Raw genomic sequence first — 16,653 nt, 5'->3', positions numbered from 1 at the left:
CGCCCGCATCGTCGCCGGACTAGGCTGACCGCCGTGTTGATCGGATCCCATGTGCGCCCGCAGAATCCGTTGGCTGCCGCCGAAGCCGAGGGTGCCGACGTGGTGCAGATCTTCCTCGGCAACCCGCAGAGCTGGAAGCCCCCCAAACCGCGCGAGGACGCGGCGCAGCTTCGCGAGGCGGCGCTGCCGATCTATGTGCACGCGCCGTACCTGATCAACGTGGCTTCGCCGAACAACCGGGTGCGTATCCCGTCGCGCACCATCCTGCAGCAGACCTGTGACGCGGCCGCCGACATCGGCGCCGTCGCGGTGATCGTGCACGGCGGACACGTGACCGCCGATGACGACGACCCGCAGGCCGGGTTCGCTCGATGGCGCAAGGCGTTGGACCGGCTGGAGACCAGCGTCCCGGTGTACCTGGAGAACACCGCCGGCGGTGATCATGCGATGGCCCGGCACTTCGACACCATCGCCAAACTGTGGGACCACATCGGCGACACCGGCGTCGGGTTCTGCCTGGACACCTGCCACACCTGGGCGGCCGGGGAATCGCTGCCCGACGCGGTGGAGCGCATCAAGGCCATCACCGGACGCATCGATCTGGTGCACTGCAACGACTCCAAGGACGCCCCCGGCTCCGGGCGCGACCGGCACGCCAACTTCGGTACCGGCCAGATCGAGCCGGACCTGTTGGTCGCGGTGGTTGAGGCCGCCGGCGCCCCGGTCATCTGCGAGACCGCAGAAGAGGGCCGCAAGGCCGACATAGCGTTCCTCAAAGACCGGCTGCGGTAGCCCTCCCACACACCGGTGGTGATCGTCGGTGCGCTACCTGCCAGTCGGTTCCGCGCAGGTGGACGGATATCAACCTGATGGATCCCTCGGGCGTGAAAATCGGCCGATTCGCTCAGTTTTTGTTCAGGTAACGGCCGCATTGGGATTTGGGTGAACCGTTGTATGCGGCGCGCAAAAGTCCAGTTCATGGCGATATTTGAGACGATTTCGGGCAATCCGTTGTGCAGGCTATATAAGTGGGGTTATGTACGTAGGTAAAAATACTCACAGTTTGCTGTGTCACGGCTAGCCTTTTCACAGCTCTGACGGAAGGCTGGGAATGTCACGTCCGGTAGGTCGGTTCTCGGGTGGTCGCGGCCGTCAGGGGCAAACGCGAAGGCTGCGTCGCGGGGTGGGCGTCAGTTCCGCGGTTGCCGCGTTCCTGGCGTTTGGGACGACGCCGGTAGCGCACGCGGATATCGCCGATGAGTTTCTCGACGGAATCGTCGCGAGCGCCGCAGAGGCGTCCGCGGCGCCCGGATTCGGCGTGGCCGACATCGACTGGTCGGATCCGCTCGGTGCGTTCGATGTGGCGGTTGCCGGCTGGTACCACGACCTCTTCTACCTGCCGCTGCACGACCTTGTTGACGACTTCATCGGTCAGAACGAGCAGCTGCTCAGCCTGATCAACACACCGTTCATCGAGTTGTTCGGACGCAGTCTGATCGGCGACGGGATCGACGGGTTCACCGGAGCCAACGAGTCGATCCTGGGGAGTTCGGGTCTGTTCGGCGACCTCGGTGACGGCGGATTCCTGTTCGGCGACGGCGGAACCGGCGCGGCCGGGGTCGACGGCGGCGCCGGTGGCGTCGGCGGGATGGCCGGAATGTTCGGCAATGGTGGTGCCGGCGGTATCGGGGCCGCCGCTGCGGCTGGCGGTGCGGGGGGCGCGGGCGGGTGGCTGTTCGGTGACGGCGGGGCCGGTGGCGCTGGCGGCGTCGGCACCACTGCGCTGGCCGGTGGTATCGGCGGTGCCGGCGGCGACGCCGGGGCGTGGTTCGGGTTCGGTGGTGCCGGCGGCACCGGAGGTGCGGGCCTGGCCGGTACCGGCGGTGCTGCCGGCGGCGACGCCGGGCATGGCGGCAGCGGTGGCCGCGCCGGGTGGATCATCGGCACCGGCGGGCTGGGCGGCAACGGTGGTGTCGGTGGCGCTGGCGGTGCGGGTGTGTCGCCACCCGATGGTCCCGGCGGCAACGGTGGCGCCGGTGGCGCCGGTGGTGACGCGGGCGTCGGTGGGCGCAGCGGACATTTCGGGCTGCACCTGGGCGCCAGCCCACTGCTGTTCGCCCAAGGTGGCAACTATTCCGGCCTGGCCGGCGAGGGCGGCGCCGGCGGTGCCGGGGGCGACGGGTTGTTGGGCGGCGGCAACGGCGGGGCCGGTGGCCGTGGCGGTGACATCGGCGCCGCCGGCTTCGTACAGCCGGGCGCCGTCCTGAGCGGCCACGGTGGTGCCGGCGGTGCCGGCGGCGCCGGTATCGCCGGGACCAGCCTGCTGTCCGACGGCACTCCGGCCGACGGCGGTGCCGGTGGTGTCGGTGGTGCCGGCGGGGATCACGGCAACGGTGGTGCCGGTGGTATCGGCGGTGCCGGAGCCGGCGGGCTGAACGGGGTGACCGGTGCCGACGGGGACGGCACCGCGGGCGTGGCCGGCGGGCACGGCGGCTCCGGTGGGGTCGGTGGGGCCGGCGGCAGTGTGGCGGGTGACGGTGGTGCGGGCGGTAACGCCGGGGCAGGCGGTCGCGGCGGCGATGGGGGTGTCGGTCGGGATGCGGCCGCGGGGTCGGGTGCCGCCGGCGGTGATGGCGGCCACGCCGGTGCCGGTGGGGCCGGTGGCACCGGGGGCGCCGGCGGCACGGCGGCGCACGGCGCGACCGGACGCGGCGGCAACGCCGGCAGTGGTGGGGACGCCGGAATCGCGGGCACCGGTGGTGCCGGTGCCGGTGGTGGTGCTGGTGACACCGCCGGGTCCGGTGGTAGGGGCGGTGCTGGTGCCGCCGGTGGTGCGGCGGGCACGGCCGCTGGCGACGGTGCCGCGGGTTCGGTCGGAGCCGATTCCGATGGCGGTGCCGGCGGGAGGGGTGCTGACGGTGTGGTGATCACCGACGCCCGCGGTGCGGCGGTTGCCCAGAACGGTGGTGCCGGTGGTGTCGGGGGTGCCGCCGGCGGTGGCGCGAACGGTGGCGCCGGCGGTGCTGGTGGTGCCGGTGCCGACGGGGCGAACGGGCTGACCGGAACTGACGGCAACGGCAGTGCGGGTCTTGCCGCCGGCCGCGGTGGTGACGGTGGTGTCGGTGGTGCTGCGACCACGGGCAACGGGGGCGCGGGTGGTAACGCCGGGGTCGGTGGTCGTGGTGGTGACGGTGGTGTCGGTCGGGATGCGGCCGCGGATTCGGGTGCGGCTGGCGGTAACGGTGGTGGCGCCGGTTCCGGTGGCGCCGGCGGTCATGGTGGCGCCGGCGGCGTCTCGACCGGGGGTGTCGGCGGCCACGGCGGCAATGCCGGTGACGGGGGCGATGCCGGTGTTGCGGGCGCCGGTGGCGCCGGTGCCGGTGGCGGTACCGGTGACACTGCTGGGGCCGGTGGGGCCGGCGGCAACGGCGCCGATTTCGGGCAGGCCGGGGTGGCCGGGCGCGGCGGCGCTGGGGCCGGCGGACCGGCCGCCAGTGGTGCCACAGGACAAGCCGGTACCGGCGGCGATGGCGGCTCCGGGGGCAGGGGAGGCGACGGGCAGGTGCTGCCCGGCGGAGCGCAGAACGGTGGTGCGGGAGGACGCGGCGGGGCGGCGGGTTCGATCGGCGGCGGCGGCCAGGGCGGCACCGGCGGTAGCGGCGGCGTCGGCACGGCCGGTCCGCGGGGTGCCGACGGGAACTTGATGAACCCGGTTGCCGGCAATGGCGGCGACGGCGGGACCGGGGGTGAGGGAGGAGTAGGCGGGGCCGGCGGTGCAGGCGGCTCGATCTCCGGCAACGGCGGGGCGGGGGGCACCGGTGGCGTCGGCGGCACCGGGGGCAGCGGTGGCCGCGGCGGCGACGGTGCCGATGTGGAACCCTTCGTCGGGGGTGTGGGCGGCGACGGCGGAGACGGCGGGACCGGCGGCAACGGCGGTGTCGGCGGCCAGGGCGGCAGCGCCACCAACGGCACCGTGGGCGTCAGCGGTGACGGCGGTGCCGGAGGCAAGGCCGGTGCCGCCGGTGACGGCGGGACCGGCGGCAACGGCCGGGTCATCCTCGGCATTCCGGTACCCGGCGCGGGTGGTAACGGCGGCAATGGTGGCGTCGGTGGTCAAGGCGGCGCCGGCGGCGCCGGTCTCGACGGCGCCAATGCCGCACCCGGAAGCGGTGGCGACGGTGGCCACGGCGGCACGGCCGGCAACGGCGGTGTCGGTGGCGCGGCCAGCGCCGGCGGCAACGGTGGTGCCGGCGGTCAGGTCGGCGGTACCCAGGCCCCGTTCGGTGTAGGCGGCATCGGCGGGACCGGTGGTCAGGGCGGCGCCGGCGGGATCGGCGGACAAGGCGGTGCAGGCGCCGGCGGTGGTGACGGTGCCAGCGCCGGCCACGGCGGCGACGGTGGGACCGGCGGTGTCCGCGGCGACGGCGGCGCCGGGGCGCCCGGCGGCTCCGGTACGCCCGGGCACGTCCCAGCCGGTAGCGACGGCGCGGTCGGCCAGGACGGTGTCGGCGGCACCGGCGGTAAAGGTGGCGACGGCCAGATCATCACCGACCCCGCCGGCAACACGACCGTTCAGGCCGGCGGGACCGGAGGCAACGGTGGTGCCGCCGCGGCGATCGGCGACGGCGGGACCGGTGGCGCGGGGGGTACGGGCGGCTCCGGCGCCGGTGTCGGCCTGAACGGCGGCGCCGGTGGCACTGGCGGAAACGGCGGCGCTGGCGGCAGCCAGGCCGGCAACGGCGGCGACGGCGGGACCGGCGGGACTGGTGGGACGGTCAACGGTGCGGCTGGCACCGACGCCCAGGCCGGTTCCGGCGGGAACGGCACTGACGGCACCGACGGCGGTAACGGCGGCGTCGGTGGCAACGGCGGCCAAGGCGGCAACGCCAGCCACGGCGCCGGCGGGCAAGGCGGCGACGCTGGCAACGGCGGTGACGGTGGGGCCGGTGGCGACGGCGGTAATGGGGCCGGCGGCGGCAACGGTGCCGCAGCCGGCCAGGGTGGCAACGGCGGTGCCGGCAGCCAGTACGGCGGCGCCGCGGGGAACGCCGGTCACGGCGGCATCGGGGAGGACGGCACCCGGGCTCCCGACGGTCATGCCGGCAACACCGGAGCCGGCGGTGCCGGCGGCAACGGGGGCAAGGGCGGCGACGGGGCGCCCGCTACCGCCGACGGCGTGCAGTCCGGCGGCGCCGGTGGGGCCGGCGGTGCCGGCGGTGACCGCGGCAACGGCGCGCACGGCGGCGACGGCGGACGCGGCGGCGACGGCGGCATCGGCAGCGGTGACGGCGCCCACGGCGGCGACGGCGGTGCTGGCGGTGCGGCAGGCGGAGTCGGTCCATCGGGAGGCCACGAGACCGGCCAGGGCGGCCGCGGCGGAACCGGCGGGAACGGCGGTACCGGCGGGATCAACGGCCAGGGCGGCCACGGCGGCAACGGTGGCGGCGGGAAAGCCATCCCCGGAGGAAACGGTGGCAGCGGCGGGATCGGCACCGACGGTGGCCGTGGTGGTGGCGGTGGTGGTGGCGGCGGCACCGGCGCCGAGTACTTGGACTCCTGGGACTCCGGGTCAAGCTGGGCTTCGGGCGGCCGTGGCGGCGCCGGCGGCGACGGCGGTGACGCCAAGGGTGCCGGGGCGGTCGGCGGCGTCGGCGGTGCCGGTGGCACTGGCGGCGATGCGTTCGAACGCAGCTGGGGTGGCGCCGGCGGAGCCGGCGGGCAGGGCGGGCTGGTCGGCCCCAACGGCGACGGCGCGGGCGGCCGCGGAGGTGCTGGCGGAACCGGTCCCGGCTCGGAAGGCCCCGGCCCCAGCGGCACGCCGGGCGAAGCGGGCGGCGCCGATGGCACCCCCGGCCAAGCCGGCATACCCGGGTAGAACCACGGGTTCTGCCCGGGCGCTGGTGCGCCAGAAAACATCCGTTTTGACTGATTTGGCGCTTAGTAGGCGACATTGGGTCGGTTGTGTGCTACAACTTTGCTAAGCGCCGTGACCGCGGCAGCTGCGCAGACGACTCGGGACTGGAGGGGGTCCAAATGCCTGAGCGACACCAGCATGGTGTGGGGGGACTGCGCAGCCCTTAGTCCGGCGCCCAAAAACGACGGCGGTCACAGCCCGGAACCTCCCGACCCCGGGCCGTGACCGCCGTTTTTGTTTGCCGAGCACCAATTTGATTACACCTATTGTGCGTGCGTACAAAAAATGTAATATTCGGCTATGGCCGACACGCATATCGTCACCAACCAGGTCCTTCCGCTGGAAGGCTTCAATCCCGCGTCGTCCCCGGTCCTCATCGAGGCGCTGATCCGCGAGGGCGGTCAATGGGGCGTCGACGAGGTCACCGACCTCGGGGCGCTCTCCGGATCCAAGCAGGTGCAACGCTGGGGCGCGCTGGCCGACCGCAACCGGCCGGTGCTGCACACCCACGACGTCGTCGGTAACCGGATCGACGAAGTGGAGTACGACCCGGCCTACCACGAGTTGATGCGCACCGCGATCGCCCACGGTCTGCACGCCGCCCCGTGGGCCGACCCGCGGCCCGGCGCGCACGTGGTGCGCGCCGCTCAAACCGGGGTGTGGACCGCTGAGCCGGGCCACGTCTGTCCGATCTCGATGACGTACGCGATCGTGCCCGCGCTGCGCAACAACGCCGAACTCGCCAAGACCTACGAGCCGCTGCTGACCAGCCGGGTCTACGACCCCGAGCTGAAGGTGCCGGCCGCCAAGGCCGGTATCACCGCGGGCATGTCGATGACCGAGAAGCAGGGCGGCTCCGACGTGCGCGCCGGAACCACCCAGGCGGTGCGGGGAGCCGACGGCAGCTACAGCCTGACCGGGCACAAGTGGTTCACCTCCGCGCCGATGTGCGACGTGTTCCTGGTGCTGGCGCAGGCTCCCGGCGGACTGAGCTGTTTCTTCCTGCCTCGGATCCTGCCCGACGGCACCCGCAACCGGATGCGGCTGCAACGGCTCAAGGACAAGCTGGGCAACCACGCCAACGCCTCCAGCGAGATCGAGTACGACGGCGCGACCGCCTGGCTGGTGGGGGAGGAGGGCCGCGGGGTCTCGGTCATCATCGAGATGGTCAACCTCACCCGGCTGGACTGTGCGCTGGGCAGTGCTACCAGCATGCGGATGGGCCTGGCCCGCGCCATCTACCACGCCCAGCACCGCAAGGCGTTCGGCGCCTATCTGATCGATCAACCACTGATGCGCAACGTCCTGGCCGACCTGGCCGTGGAGGCTGAGGCCGCCACCATGGTGTCGATGCGGATGGCCGGTGCCACCGACAAGGCGGTCCGCGGCGACGAACGAGAGGGCCTGCTGCGCCGGATCGGCCTGGCGGCCACCAAGTACTGGGTGTGCAAGCGCGCCACCCCGCACGCCGCCGAGGCGATGGAGTGCTTGGGCGGCAACGGCTATATCGAGGACTCCTTGATGCCGCGGCTGTACCGGGAGGCGCCGTTGATGGGCATCTGGGAGGGGTCGGGCAACGTCAGCGCTCTGGACACGTTGCGTGCCCTGGCCACTCAACCCGACTCGGTGGCGGTGCTCTTCGACGAGCTGGCCGAGACGGCCGGGCAGGATCGCCGGCTTGACGCCCACGTCGACGCGCTGAAGGGCCAACTGGCGGGCCTGGGCGCCGACGTGGTTGCCGCCCAGTATCAGGCGCGCAAGATCGCCGAGGACATCTGCCTGGCGCTGCAGGGCGGGCTGCTGGTGCGTCACGGCCATCCGGCCGTCGCCGAGGCCTTCCTGGCGACTCGGTTCGGCGGCCAATGGGGCGGTGCGTTCGGCACCCTGCCGGCCGGCCTCGACCTCGGGCCGATCCTCGAGCGTGCTCTGGTCAAGGGCTGAGGTCGGCGCACGCCATGCGACACCACATCGCCCCGGTCGAATTCGACAACCTGCGGACCATGACCTACGAGGTCACCGACCGCATCGCCCGGATCACCTTCAACCGGCCCGAGCACGGAAACGCGATCACCGCGGACACCCCGCTGGAACTGTCGGCTCTGGTGGAGCGTGCTGATCTGGATCCCAACGTGCACGTGATCCTGGTGTCGGGCCGCGGCGAGGGATTCTGCGCCGGATTCGACCTGGGTGCCTACGCCGAAGGGTCGTCGTCGGCGGGCGGGGAGAACTACCGGGGCAGCGTGCTCGACGGTAAGACCCAGGCCACCAACCACCGGCCGGATCAGCCGTGGGACCCGATGATCGACTACCAGATGATGAGCCGCTTCGTCCGCGGCTTCGCCTCGCTGATGCACGCCGACAAGCCCACCGTGGTCAAGATCCACGGCTACTGCGTGGCCGGCGGCACCGACATCGCCCTACACGCCGACCAGGTGATCGCGGCTTCCGATGCCAAGATCGGGTACCCGCCGATGCGGGTGTGGGGGGTGCCGGCGGCCGGGCTCTGGGCGCACCGGCTCGGCGACCAGCGCGCCAAACGCCTACTGCTGACCGGAGATTGCATCACCGGAGCCCAGGCCGCCGAATGGGGTCTGGCGATCGAGGCCCCCGACCCGGCTGATCTCGATGAGCGCACCGAACGCCTGGTTGCCCGCATCGCCGCCATGCCGGTCAACCAGCTGATCATGGCCAAGCTCGCACTCAACACCGCGCTGCTGCAGCAGGGCGTGACCACCAGCAGGATGGTCAGCACCGTGTTCGATGGGGTGGCGCGCCACACGCCGGAGGGGCACGCATTCGTCGCCGACGCGGTGGAGCACGGGTTCCGTGACGCGGTGCGCCACCGCGACGAGCCGTTCGGGGACTACGGTCGAAAGACCTCCGGGGTTTAGGAGACAACCCGATGTCCGACACAGTGCGTATGACGGCCCGATCGGTAGTCCTTTCGGTGCTGCTGGGGGCTCACCCTGCGTCGGCAACCGCTGCTGAATTGCTTCGGCTGACAACAGATTTCGGTATCAAAGAAACGGCCTTGCGGGTGGCGCTCACCCGACTGGTCGCCGCCGGAGACCTGGTCCGCTCAGCAGAGGGCTACGGACTCTCCGAGCGTCTGCTGGCGCGCCAACGCCAACAGGATGCGGCGCTCAATCCGCAGACCAGGAACTGGGACGGCGACTGGCTGGCCGTGGTGATCACCAGCATCGGCTGTGACGCCCGAACCCGGGCCGCCTTGCGCTCGGGGCTGGCCGAGCGGCGGTTCGCCGAGCTGCGTGAAGGCTTCTGGATGCGCCCGGACAACATTGACGTCGAGCTGGGTGACGGGCTCGAGGGCTACACCCGGCTGCTCACCGCGCGTGACGAGAAGCCGGCCGAATTGGCCGCCACGCTGTGGGATCTGGCGGGCTGGACGCAGACCGGCCACGAACTGCTCGCCGCGATGGCCGATGCCCAGGACGTGCCAAGCCGTTTCGTCATCGCCGCGGCCATGGTCCGCCACCTGCGTCGTGACCCGGTGCTGCCACCGGAACTGCTTCCGGCGGACTGGCCGGGGACCCGGATCCGCAGTCGCTACGCGGAGTTCGCTGCCGAACTGGTCGCGCGACGCGATGCGGACCGAGAGGCGGTGCTGCGATGAGCGCGGTGCGCGTGGAGCGCAATGGCCCGGTCACCACGGTGATCCTGGATCGTCCGCACGCGCGCAACGCCGTCGACGGCCCGACCGCCGCCGCGCTGTACCAGGCATTCGACGAGTTCGACCGCGACGACACCGCGTCGGTGGCCGTGCTGTGGGGAGACAACGGAACCTTTTGCGCGGGAGCCGATCTCAAGGCGCTGGGCACCCCGAACGCCAACCAGACTCACCGCAGCGGGCCGGGTCCGATGGGTCCGACCCGAATGATGTTGTCCAAACCGGTGATTGCCGCGGTCAGCGGCTACGCAGTGGCCGGCGGCCTGGAGCTGGCGCTGTGGTGCGACATGCGCGTGGCCGAGGCCGACGCGACCTTCGGCGTGTTCTGCCGCCGCTGGGGTGTGCCGCTTATCGACGGCGGCACCGTGCGGTTGCCCCGACTGATCGGCCACAGCCGCGCCATGGACCTGATCCTGACCGGCCGTGCGGTGAACGCCGAGGAGGCGCTGGCGATCGGACTGGCCAATCGGGTGGTCCCCGTCGGGCAGGCTCGCGCGGCAGCCGAGCAGCTGGCTCTGGAACTGGCCGAGTTGCCGCAGGGCTGCCTGCGCTCGGATCGGCTGTCGGCGCTACGGCAGTGGGGCATGAGCGAATCTCATGCCATGGAACAGGAATTCGAGAGCATCGAGCGGGTGGCCGAGGAGGCGCTGCGCGGGGCGGGCCGCTTCGCCGGCGGGGCCGGCCGCCACGGCGCTAAGGCCTGATGCCGGCGGCCCGCTGCGCCCGGCTTCGCCGCGCTTGCGACCGCCGGGAGGCCTGATGCCGGCGGCCCGCTGCGCCCGGCTTCGCCGCGCTTGCGACCGCCGGGCGGCCTGATGCCGGCGGCCCGCTGCGCCCGGCTTCGCCGCGCTTGCGACCGCCGGGCGGCGTAGCGAGGCCTGGGTCGGGTCAGCGCTTGTCGGCGATGGTGTTGCCCGGCCCGCGGTTGTCGATCTTCGGATCGCCGCCGCGATAGCTGATGGTGTTGTTGAGTCCGGTTATCTGCAGCGTCTTGTCGACCCGCTCGATGGTGATCCGATTGTCGGAGCCGGTCACGCTCACCGCCTCGCAGCGGCCCCGGACGGTCAGCTTGTTGTTCGACCCGAGCACATTGAGCGACTTGCCGTCGGCGCAGTCCACCGGCGACGTCGAGCCGAACGACTCGAGGCTGATGGTGTTGGAGAACTGCCCGTCATAGTTCTTCGAGATCCGGGCGGATTTGGGCGGCGCGGCCGACTCGCAGCCGGTGAGCACGGTCGCCAGCAGTGTCATTCCGCCGGCGAGCAACGAGCCCAGTGCTACGTGGCGAACCTGGGTCACGCCGGTACGCGCGCGAGCCGGTTCGTCATCCCCAGCTCACGACCGCGGTCGAACAGCAGCGGGTCGCCGTTGTGGTAGTACACGGTCGTGTCGTTGCCGTAGACGGTGACGTCGTTGACGATGGTGTCGGCGATCACGGTGTTCTGCGAACCCTGCGTGGTCACCGCCCAGCAGGTTCCCATCGCATGGATGGTGAGGTTGACGCCGTTGATGAACAGCGTCCCGCCGTTGCAGTCCAGGGTGTGGGTCTCGTGCACCCCGTAGATGTGGATGTCGCCGGGCACGGCGTGCGCGCTTGTGGCTGCCCCCAGTGAACCGGCGGCCAGACCCAGCAGCGCACCAGCCAGCGCAGTCCATTTCATCTCCGGGCCCCTCTCGGCGGACGCAATTTCGGCAAAGCTTACGTCGCACCAGCTGGCGCGTACTCGGGTTCCCCTACTAATCGTTCGATTAGAGTTCTGTGCTGATCTCCTGCCGCACGATACGAAGGGCGTACGCCATGTCAGCTCGACCAGACCCGCCCGCCGCGGCGGGTCGCTCGCGCGCCAACGGCAAATCGGGGGCGCGCCCGGTCAAGCTGAGCCGCGAAGCCATCGTCAACGCGGCCTTGAACTTCCTGGACCGGGAGGGCTGGGACGCGCTGACCATCAACGCGTTGGCCACCCAGCTGGGCACCAAGGGCCCGTCGCTGTACAACCACGTGCACAGCCTGGGTGACCTGCGCCGCGCCATGCGCATGCGCGTCATCGACGACATTCTGGAGATGCTGACCCAGGTCGGCCAGGGCCGCGCCCGCGACGACGCGGTGCTGGTGATGGCCGGCGCCTACCGCAGCTACGCCCACCACCACCCGGGCCGGTATTCGGCGTTCACCCGGATGCCGCTGGGCGGCGACGACCCGGAGTACACCGCCGCGGCCAGCCGCGCCGCCGCCCCGGTCATCGAGGTTTTGGCGTCCTACGGGCTCGAAGGAGACCGGGCGTTTCACGCCGCCCTGGAGTTCTGGGCGGCCATGCACGGATTTGTCCTGCTGGAGATGACCGGCGTGATGGATGACGTGGACACCGACGCCGTCTTCTCCGACATGGTGCGCAGGCTGGCCTCGGCGATGGACAGCCGCACCCAGTAGACACCGAGCAGGTGGGAGGGGCCGCGGGGGACGCTGGGCACGCGCTTTGACCTGCTGGAGTGCTGCCGGGTATTGTGGTAGCTCGTGCCTGGCCACCGAGGCGCGTTTGGTGACATAACGCGCGCGCCTGGCCTAATTCGCATGTCCATTATGCAGCGGAGGAATCCGCAGCGGCCCATGCGACACGCCCGACCGCGGGGTAGCGGTGGGGCACAGACCGCAGGATTTACGAGAGTTTTGAACAGCGATACAGGAAGCCGGTAGATGCCAACCATTCAGCAGCTGGTCCGCAAGGGTCGCCGCGACAAGGTCGCCAAGGTGAAGACCGCGGCCCTCAAGGGCAGCCCGCAGCGTCGGGGCGTGTGCACCCGCGTGTACACCACCACCCCCAAGAAGCCGAACTCGGCGCTTCGCAAGGTGGCCCGCGTCAAGCTGACCAGCCAGGTGGAGGTGACCGCCTACATCCCGGGTGAGGGTCACAACCTGCAGGAGCACTCGATGGTGCTGGTGCGTGGTGGTCGTGTGAAGGACCTGCCGGGTGTGCGCTACAAGATCATCCGCGGCTCGCTGGACACCCAGGGAGTCAAGAACCGCAAGCAGGCCCGCAGCCGCTACGGCGCGAAGAAGGAGAAGAGCTGATGCCGCGCAAGGGCCCCGCACCCAAGCGTCCGCTGGTTAACGACCCCGTCTACGGGTCCCAGCTGGTCACCCAGTTGGTCAACAAGGTGCTGCTGGACGGCAAGAAGTCGCTGGCCGAGCGCATCGTCTACGGCGCGCTCGAGCAGGCTCGCGACAAGACCGGTACCGACCCGGTCGTGACGCTGAAGCGTGCCATGGACAACGTCAAGCCGGCCCTCGAGGTCCGCAGCCGCCGCGTCGGTGGCGCCACCTACCAGGTGCCGGTCGAGGTGCGTGCCGAGCGCTCCACCACGCTGGCGCTGCGCTGGCTGGTGAGCTTCTCGCGGGCTCGCCGCGAGAAGACCATGATCGAGCGCCTCGCGAACGAGATCCTGGATGCCAGCAATGGCCTCGGTGCCGCCGTCAAGCGGCGTGAAGACACCCACAAGATGGCCGAGGCCAACCGGGCGTTCGCGCACTACCGCTGGTGACCACGTCGGTCTAACCAACCGACACACCTGCGACAACAAGCAATTGAAGTAACCGAAAGAGTGGGAAGACTGCTGTGGCACAGGATGTGCTGACTGACCTGAACAAGGTCCGCAATATCGGCATCATGGCGCACATCGATGCTGGTAAGACGACGACGACCGAGCGGATCCTGTACTACACCGGCGTCAACTACAAGATCGGTGAGACGCACGACGGTGCCTCCACGACCGACTGGATGGAGCAGGAGCAGGAGCGCGGCATCACCATCACCTCCGCCGCGGTGACCTGCTTCTGGAACAAGAACCAGATCAACATCATCGACACCCCGGGCCACGTCGACTTCACCGTCGAGGTGGAGCGCTCCCTGCGTGTCCTTGATGGCGCCGTTGCCGTGTTCGACGGCAAGGAGGGCGTGGAGCCGCAGTCCGAGCAGGTGTGGCGGCAGGCCGACAAGTACGACGTGCCCCGGATCTGCTTCGTCAACAAGATGGACAAGCTCGGTGCGGACTTCTACTTCACCGTGCGCACCATCGAAGAGCGCCTCGGCGCTCGTCCCCTGGTGATTCAGCTGCCGATCGGTGCGGAGAACGACTTCGAGGGCATCGTCGACCTGGTCGAGATGAACGCCAAGGTGTGGCGCGGCGAGACCAAGCTCGGTGAGACCTACGAGACCATCGAGATCCCGGCCGACCTGACCGACAAGGCCGACGAGTACCGGACCGCTCTGCTGGAGGCGGTCGCCGAGACCGACGAGGCTCTGCTGGAGAAGTACCTCGGCGGCGAGGAGCTCTCGATCGAGGAGATCAAGGGCGGCATCCGCAAGCTGACGGTCTCTTCGGAGCTGTACCCGGTGCTGTGCGGCAGCGCGTTCAAGAACAAGGGTGTCCAGCCGATGCTGGACGCGGTGATCGACTACCTGCCGTCGCCGCTGGACGTCGAGTCGGTGCAGGGCCACGTGCCCGGCAAGGAAGACGAAGTCATCAGCCGCAAGCCCAGCATCGACGAGCCGTTCTCGGCGCTGGCGTTCAAGATCGCGGTGCACCCGTTCTTCGGCAAGCTCACCTACGTCCGGGTGTACTCGGGCAAGGTGGAGTCGGGCACGCAGGTGGTCAACTCGACCAAGGGCAAGAAGGAGCGGCTGGGCAAGCTGTTCCAGATGCACTCCAACAAGGAGAACCCGGTCGACTCGGCGTTCGCCGGCCACATCTACGCGATGATCGGCCTCAAGGACACCACCACCGGCGACACCCTGTGCGACCCGGCCAACCAGATCGTGCTCGAGTCGATGACGTTCCCGGCTCCGGTCATCGAGGTGGCCATCGAGCCCAAGACCAAGAGTGACCAGGAGAAGCTGAGCCTGGCGATCCAGAAGCTGGCCGAAGAGGACCCGACCTTCAAGGTGCACCTGGACCAGGAGACCGGCCAGACCGTGATCGGCGGCATGGGCGAGCTGCACCTGGACATCCTGGTGGACCGCATGCGCCGCGAGTTCAAGGTCGAGGCCAACGTCGGTAAGCCGCAGGTGGCCTACAAGGAGACCATCCGCAAGAAGGTCGAGAAGGTCGAATACACCCACAAGAAGCAGACGGGTGGCTCGGGCCAGTTCGCGAAGGTCCTCATCGACATCGAACCGTTCACCGGCGAAGACGGTGCGACCTACGAGTTCGAGAACAAGGTCACCGGCGGCCGCGTGCCCCGCGAGTACATTCCCGCGGTGGACGCCGGGGCCCAGGACGCCATGCAGTACGGCGTGCTGGCCGGCTACCCGCTGGTCAACATCAAGGTCACCCTGACCGATGGTCAGTACCACGACGTCGACTCCTCCGAGATGGCCTTCAAGGTGGCCGGCTCGCAGGCGCTGAAGAAGGCTGCCGCTGCCGCGCAGCCGGTGATCCTGGAACCGATCATGGCCGTTGAGGTCACCACGCCCGAGGACTACATGGGCGATGTGATCGGCGACCTGAACTCCCGCCGTGGTCAGATCCAGGCCATGGAGGAGCGCAGCGGTGCGCGCGTCGTCAAGGCGCAGGTGCCGCTGTCGGAGATGTTCGGCTACGTCGGAGACCTGCGGTCGAAGACCCAGGGCCGGGCGAACTACTCCATGGTGTTCGACTCCTACGCCGAAGTGCCGGCGCAGGTGGCGAAGGAGATTATCGCGAAGGCAACGGGCGAGTAACCAGCTGCCCGCCCGTGCCGCTACGGTGGCACAAACCCAAAAAGATCAAACCTGCTGTAACCCAGCACCAACAAGTCCAGGAGGACAAGAAGTGGCGAAGGCGAAGTTCGAGCGGACGAAGCCGCACGTCAACATCGGGACCATCGGTCACGTTGACCACGGCAAGACCACGCTGACCGCGGCTATCACCAAGGTTCTGCACGACAAGTACCCGGCCCTGAACGAGTCGCGTGCGTTCGACCAGATCGACAACGCTCCCGAGGAGCGCCAGCGCGGTATCACGATCAACATCTCCCACGTGGAGTACCAGACCGAGAAGCGGCACTACGCCCACGTTGACGCGCCGGGCCACGCTGACTACATCAAGAACATGATCACCGGTGCCGCCCAGATGGACGGCGCGATCCTGGTGGTCGCGGCCACCGACGGCCCGATGCCGCAGACCCGCGAGCACGTGCTGCTGGCCCGTCAGGTCGGTGTGCCCTACATCCTGGTGGCGCTGAACAAGTCCGACATGGTCGACGACGAGGAACTCCTCGAGCTCGTCGAGATGGAGGTCCGCGAGCTGCTGGCTGCCCAGGAGTTCGACGAGGAGGCCCCGGTGGTCCGGGTGTCGGCTCTCAAGGCGCTCGAGGGCGACGAGAAGTGGGTCAAGTCCGTCGAGGACCTGATGGAGGCCGTCGACGAGTCCGTTCCGGACCCGGTCCGCGAGACCGACAAGCCGTTCCTGATGCCGGTTGAGGACGTCTTCACGATCACCGGTCGTGGCACCGTGGTCACCGGTCGTGTCGAGCGCGGCGTGATCAACGTGAACGAGGAAGTCGAGATCGTCGGCATCCGTCCGGAGACCACCAAGACCACGGTCACCGGTGTGGAGATGTTCCGCAAGCTGCTGGACCAGGGTCAGGCCGGTGACAACGTCGGTCTGCTGATCCGTGGTATCAAGCGTGAGGACGTCGAGCGTGGCCAGGTTGTGGTCAAGCCCGGCACCACCACCCCGCACACCGAGTTCGAGGGTCAGGCCTACATCCTGTCCAAGGACGAGGGTGGCCGCCACACGCCGTTCTTCAACAACTACCGTCCGCAGTTCTACTTCCGGACCACCGACGTGACCGGTGTGGTGACCCTGCCCGAGGGCACCGAGATGGTCATGCCCGGTGACAACACCGAGATGAGCGTCAAGCTGATCCAGCCTGTCGCCATGGACGAGGGTCTGCGGTTCGCCATCCGTGAGGGTGGTCGTACCGTCGGCGCCGGCCGGGTCGTCAAGATCATCAAGTAGTTCCTGCGCAAGCAGTCGTAAGGTCCCCCTTTTCCTTCGGGAAAAGGGGGATTTT

At 69.8% G+C, this 16,653-nt stretch carries 13 protein-coding genes; 11 read left to right on the top strand and 2 right to left on the bottom strand.

All coding sequences use genetic code 11. The annotated features are described in order from the left end of the window. Positions 1 to 33: 33 nt before the first annotated feature. The 6 genes from ACJH5R_RS02560 to ACJH5R_RS02535 all read left to right on the top strand — a co-directional run bounded on the left by ACJH5R_RS02560 (position 34) and on the right by ACJH5R_RS02535 (position 10,306). Entirely contained in the window at positions 34 to 792 is a 759-nt protein-coding gene (locus tag ACJH5R_RS02560) for a deoxyribonuclease IV (RefSeq protein ID WP_406756277.1), read from the top strand. A gap of 391 nt (positions 793 to 1,183) precedes the next feature. Then, complete coding sequence (locus ACJH5R_RS02555) at positions 1,184 to 5,875, top strand: PGRS repeat-containing protein (RefSeq protein WP_406781240.1); 4,692 nt, start codon at positions 1,184 to 1,186, stop codon at positions 5,873 to 5,875. A 339-nt stretch (positions 5,876 to 6,214) separates the two neighbouring features. Then, complete coding sequence (locus tag ACJH5R_RS02550; protein WP_406781239.1) at positions 6,215 to 7,855, top strand: acyl-CoA dehydrogenase family protein; 1,641 nt, start codon at positions 6,215 to 6,217, stop codon at positions 7,853 to 7,855. A 14-nt stretch (positions 7,856 to 7,869) separates the two neighbouring features. Then, positions 7,870 to 8,805: a crotonase/enoyl-CoA hydratase family protein gene (locus ACJH5R_RS02545; RefSeq protein ID WP_406756274.1), complete on the top strand. Its 936-nt coding sequence runs from the start codon at positions 7,870 to 7,872 to the stop codon at positions 8,803 to 8,805. A 29-nt stretch (positions 8,806 to 8,834) separates the two neighbouring features. Then, positions 8,835 to 9,548 (top strand): PaaX family transcriptional regulator C-terminal domain-containing protein, encoded by a 714-nt coding sequence (locus ACJH5R_RS02540; RefSeq protein WP_406756569.1) that lies wholly within the window; start codon positions 8,835 to 8,837, stop codon positions 9,546 to 9,548. After that, positions 9,545 to 10,306: a crotonase/enoyl-CoA hydratase family protein gene (locus ACJH5R_RS02535; RefSeq protein ID WP_406756273.1), complete on the top strand. Its 762-nt coding sequence runs from the start codon at positions 9,545 to 9,547 to the stop codon at positions 10,304 to 10,306. Before ACJH5R_RS02540 ends, ACJH5R_RS02535 begins: the two co-directional genes overlap by 4 nt. Positions 10,307 to 10,490: 184 nt before the next feature. On the opposite strand, the gene ACJH5R_RS02530 is transcribed toward ACJH5R_RS02535, so the two are convergent. Then, positions 10,491 to 10,901 carry a DUF3060 domain-containing protein gene (locus ACJH5R_RS02530; RefSeq protein WP_406756272.1) on the bottom strand — a complete coding sequence of 137 codons (411 nt, stop codon included), beginning with the start codon at positions 10,899 to 10,901 and terminating at the stop codon, positions 10,491 to 10,493. Then, entirely contained in the window at positions 10,898 to 11,263 is a 366-nt protein-coding gene (locus tag ACJH5R_RS02525) for a DUF3060 domain-containing protein (RefSeq protein WP_406756271.1), read from the bottom strand. The genes ACJH5R_RS02530 and ACJH5R_RS02525 overlap by 4 nt, the downstream gene beginning before the upstream one ends. Before the next feature lie 137 nt (positions 11,264 to 11,400). Here ACJH5R_RS02525 and ACJH5R_RS02520 point away from each other — a divergent pair, with 137 nt between their 5' ends. From ACJH5R_RS02520 to tuf, 5 genes are all read left to right on the top strand, one after another. Beyond that, the gene (locus ACJH5R_RS02520) at positions 11,401 to 12,030 is read left to right on the top strand and encodes a TetR/AcrR family transcriptional regulator (RefSeq protein ID WP_406756270.1); all 630 of its coding nucleotides are present in this window, start codon (positions 11,401 to 11,403) and stop codon (positions 12,028 to 12,030) included. Positions 12,031 to 12,294: 264 nt separating this feature from the next. Next, positions 12,295 to 12,669 (top strand): 30S ribosomal protein S12, encoded by a 375-nt coding sequence (rpsL, locus tag ACJH5R_RS02515; RefSeq protein WP_007767794.1) that lies wholly within the window; start codon positions 12,295 to 12,297, stop codon positions 12,667 to 12,669. Beyond that, a complete protein-coding gene (rpsG, locus tag ACJH5R_RS02510) occupies positions 12,669 to 13,139 on the top strand; it encodes a 30S ribosomal protein S7 (protein ID WP_024441009.1) in 471 nt (156 codons plus the stop codon). Before rpsL ends, rpsG begins: the two co-directional genes overlap by 1 nt. Before the next feature lie 74 nt (positions 13,140 to 13,213). Further along, a complete protein-coding gene (gene fusA / locus ACJH5R_RS02505) occupies positions 13,214 to 15,316 on the top strand; it encodes an elongation factor G (RefSeq protein ID WP_406756269.1) in 2,103 nt (700 codons plus the stop codon). A 91-nt stretch (positions 15,317 to 15,407) separates the two neighbouring features. Further along, positions 15,408 to 16,598: an elongation factor Tu gene (gene tuf / locus ACJH5R_RS02500; RefSeq protein ID WP_308485647.1), complete on the top strand. Its 1,191-nt coding sequence runs from the start codon at positions 15,408 to 15,410 to the stop codon at positions 16,596 to 16,598. Positions 16,599 to 16,653: the final 55 nt, after the last annotated feature.

This window comes from Mycobacterium sp. SMC-19 (assembly GCF_045310815.1).
Lineage (GTDB): Bacteria > Actinomycetota > Actinomycetes > Mycobacteriales > Mycobacteriaceae > Mycobacterium.
This window is presented reverse-complemented; position numbering and strand designations above follow the sequence as displayed.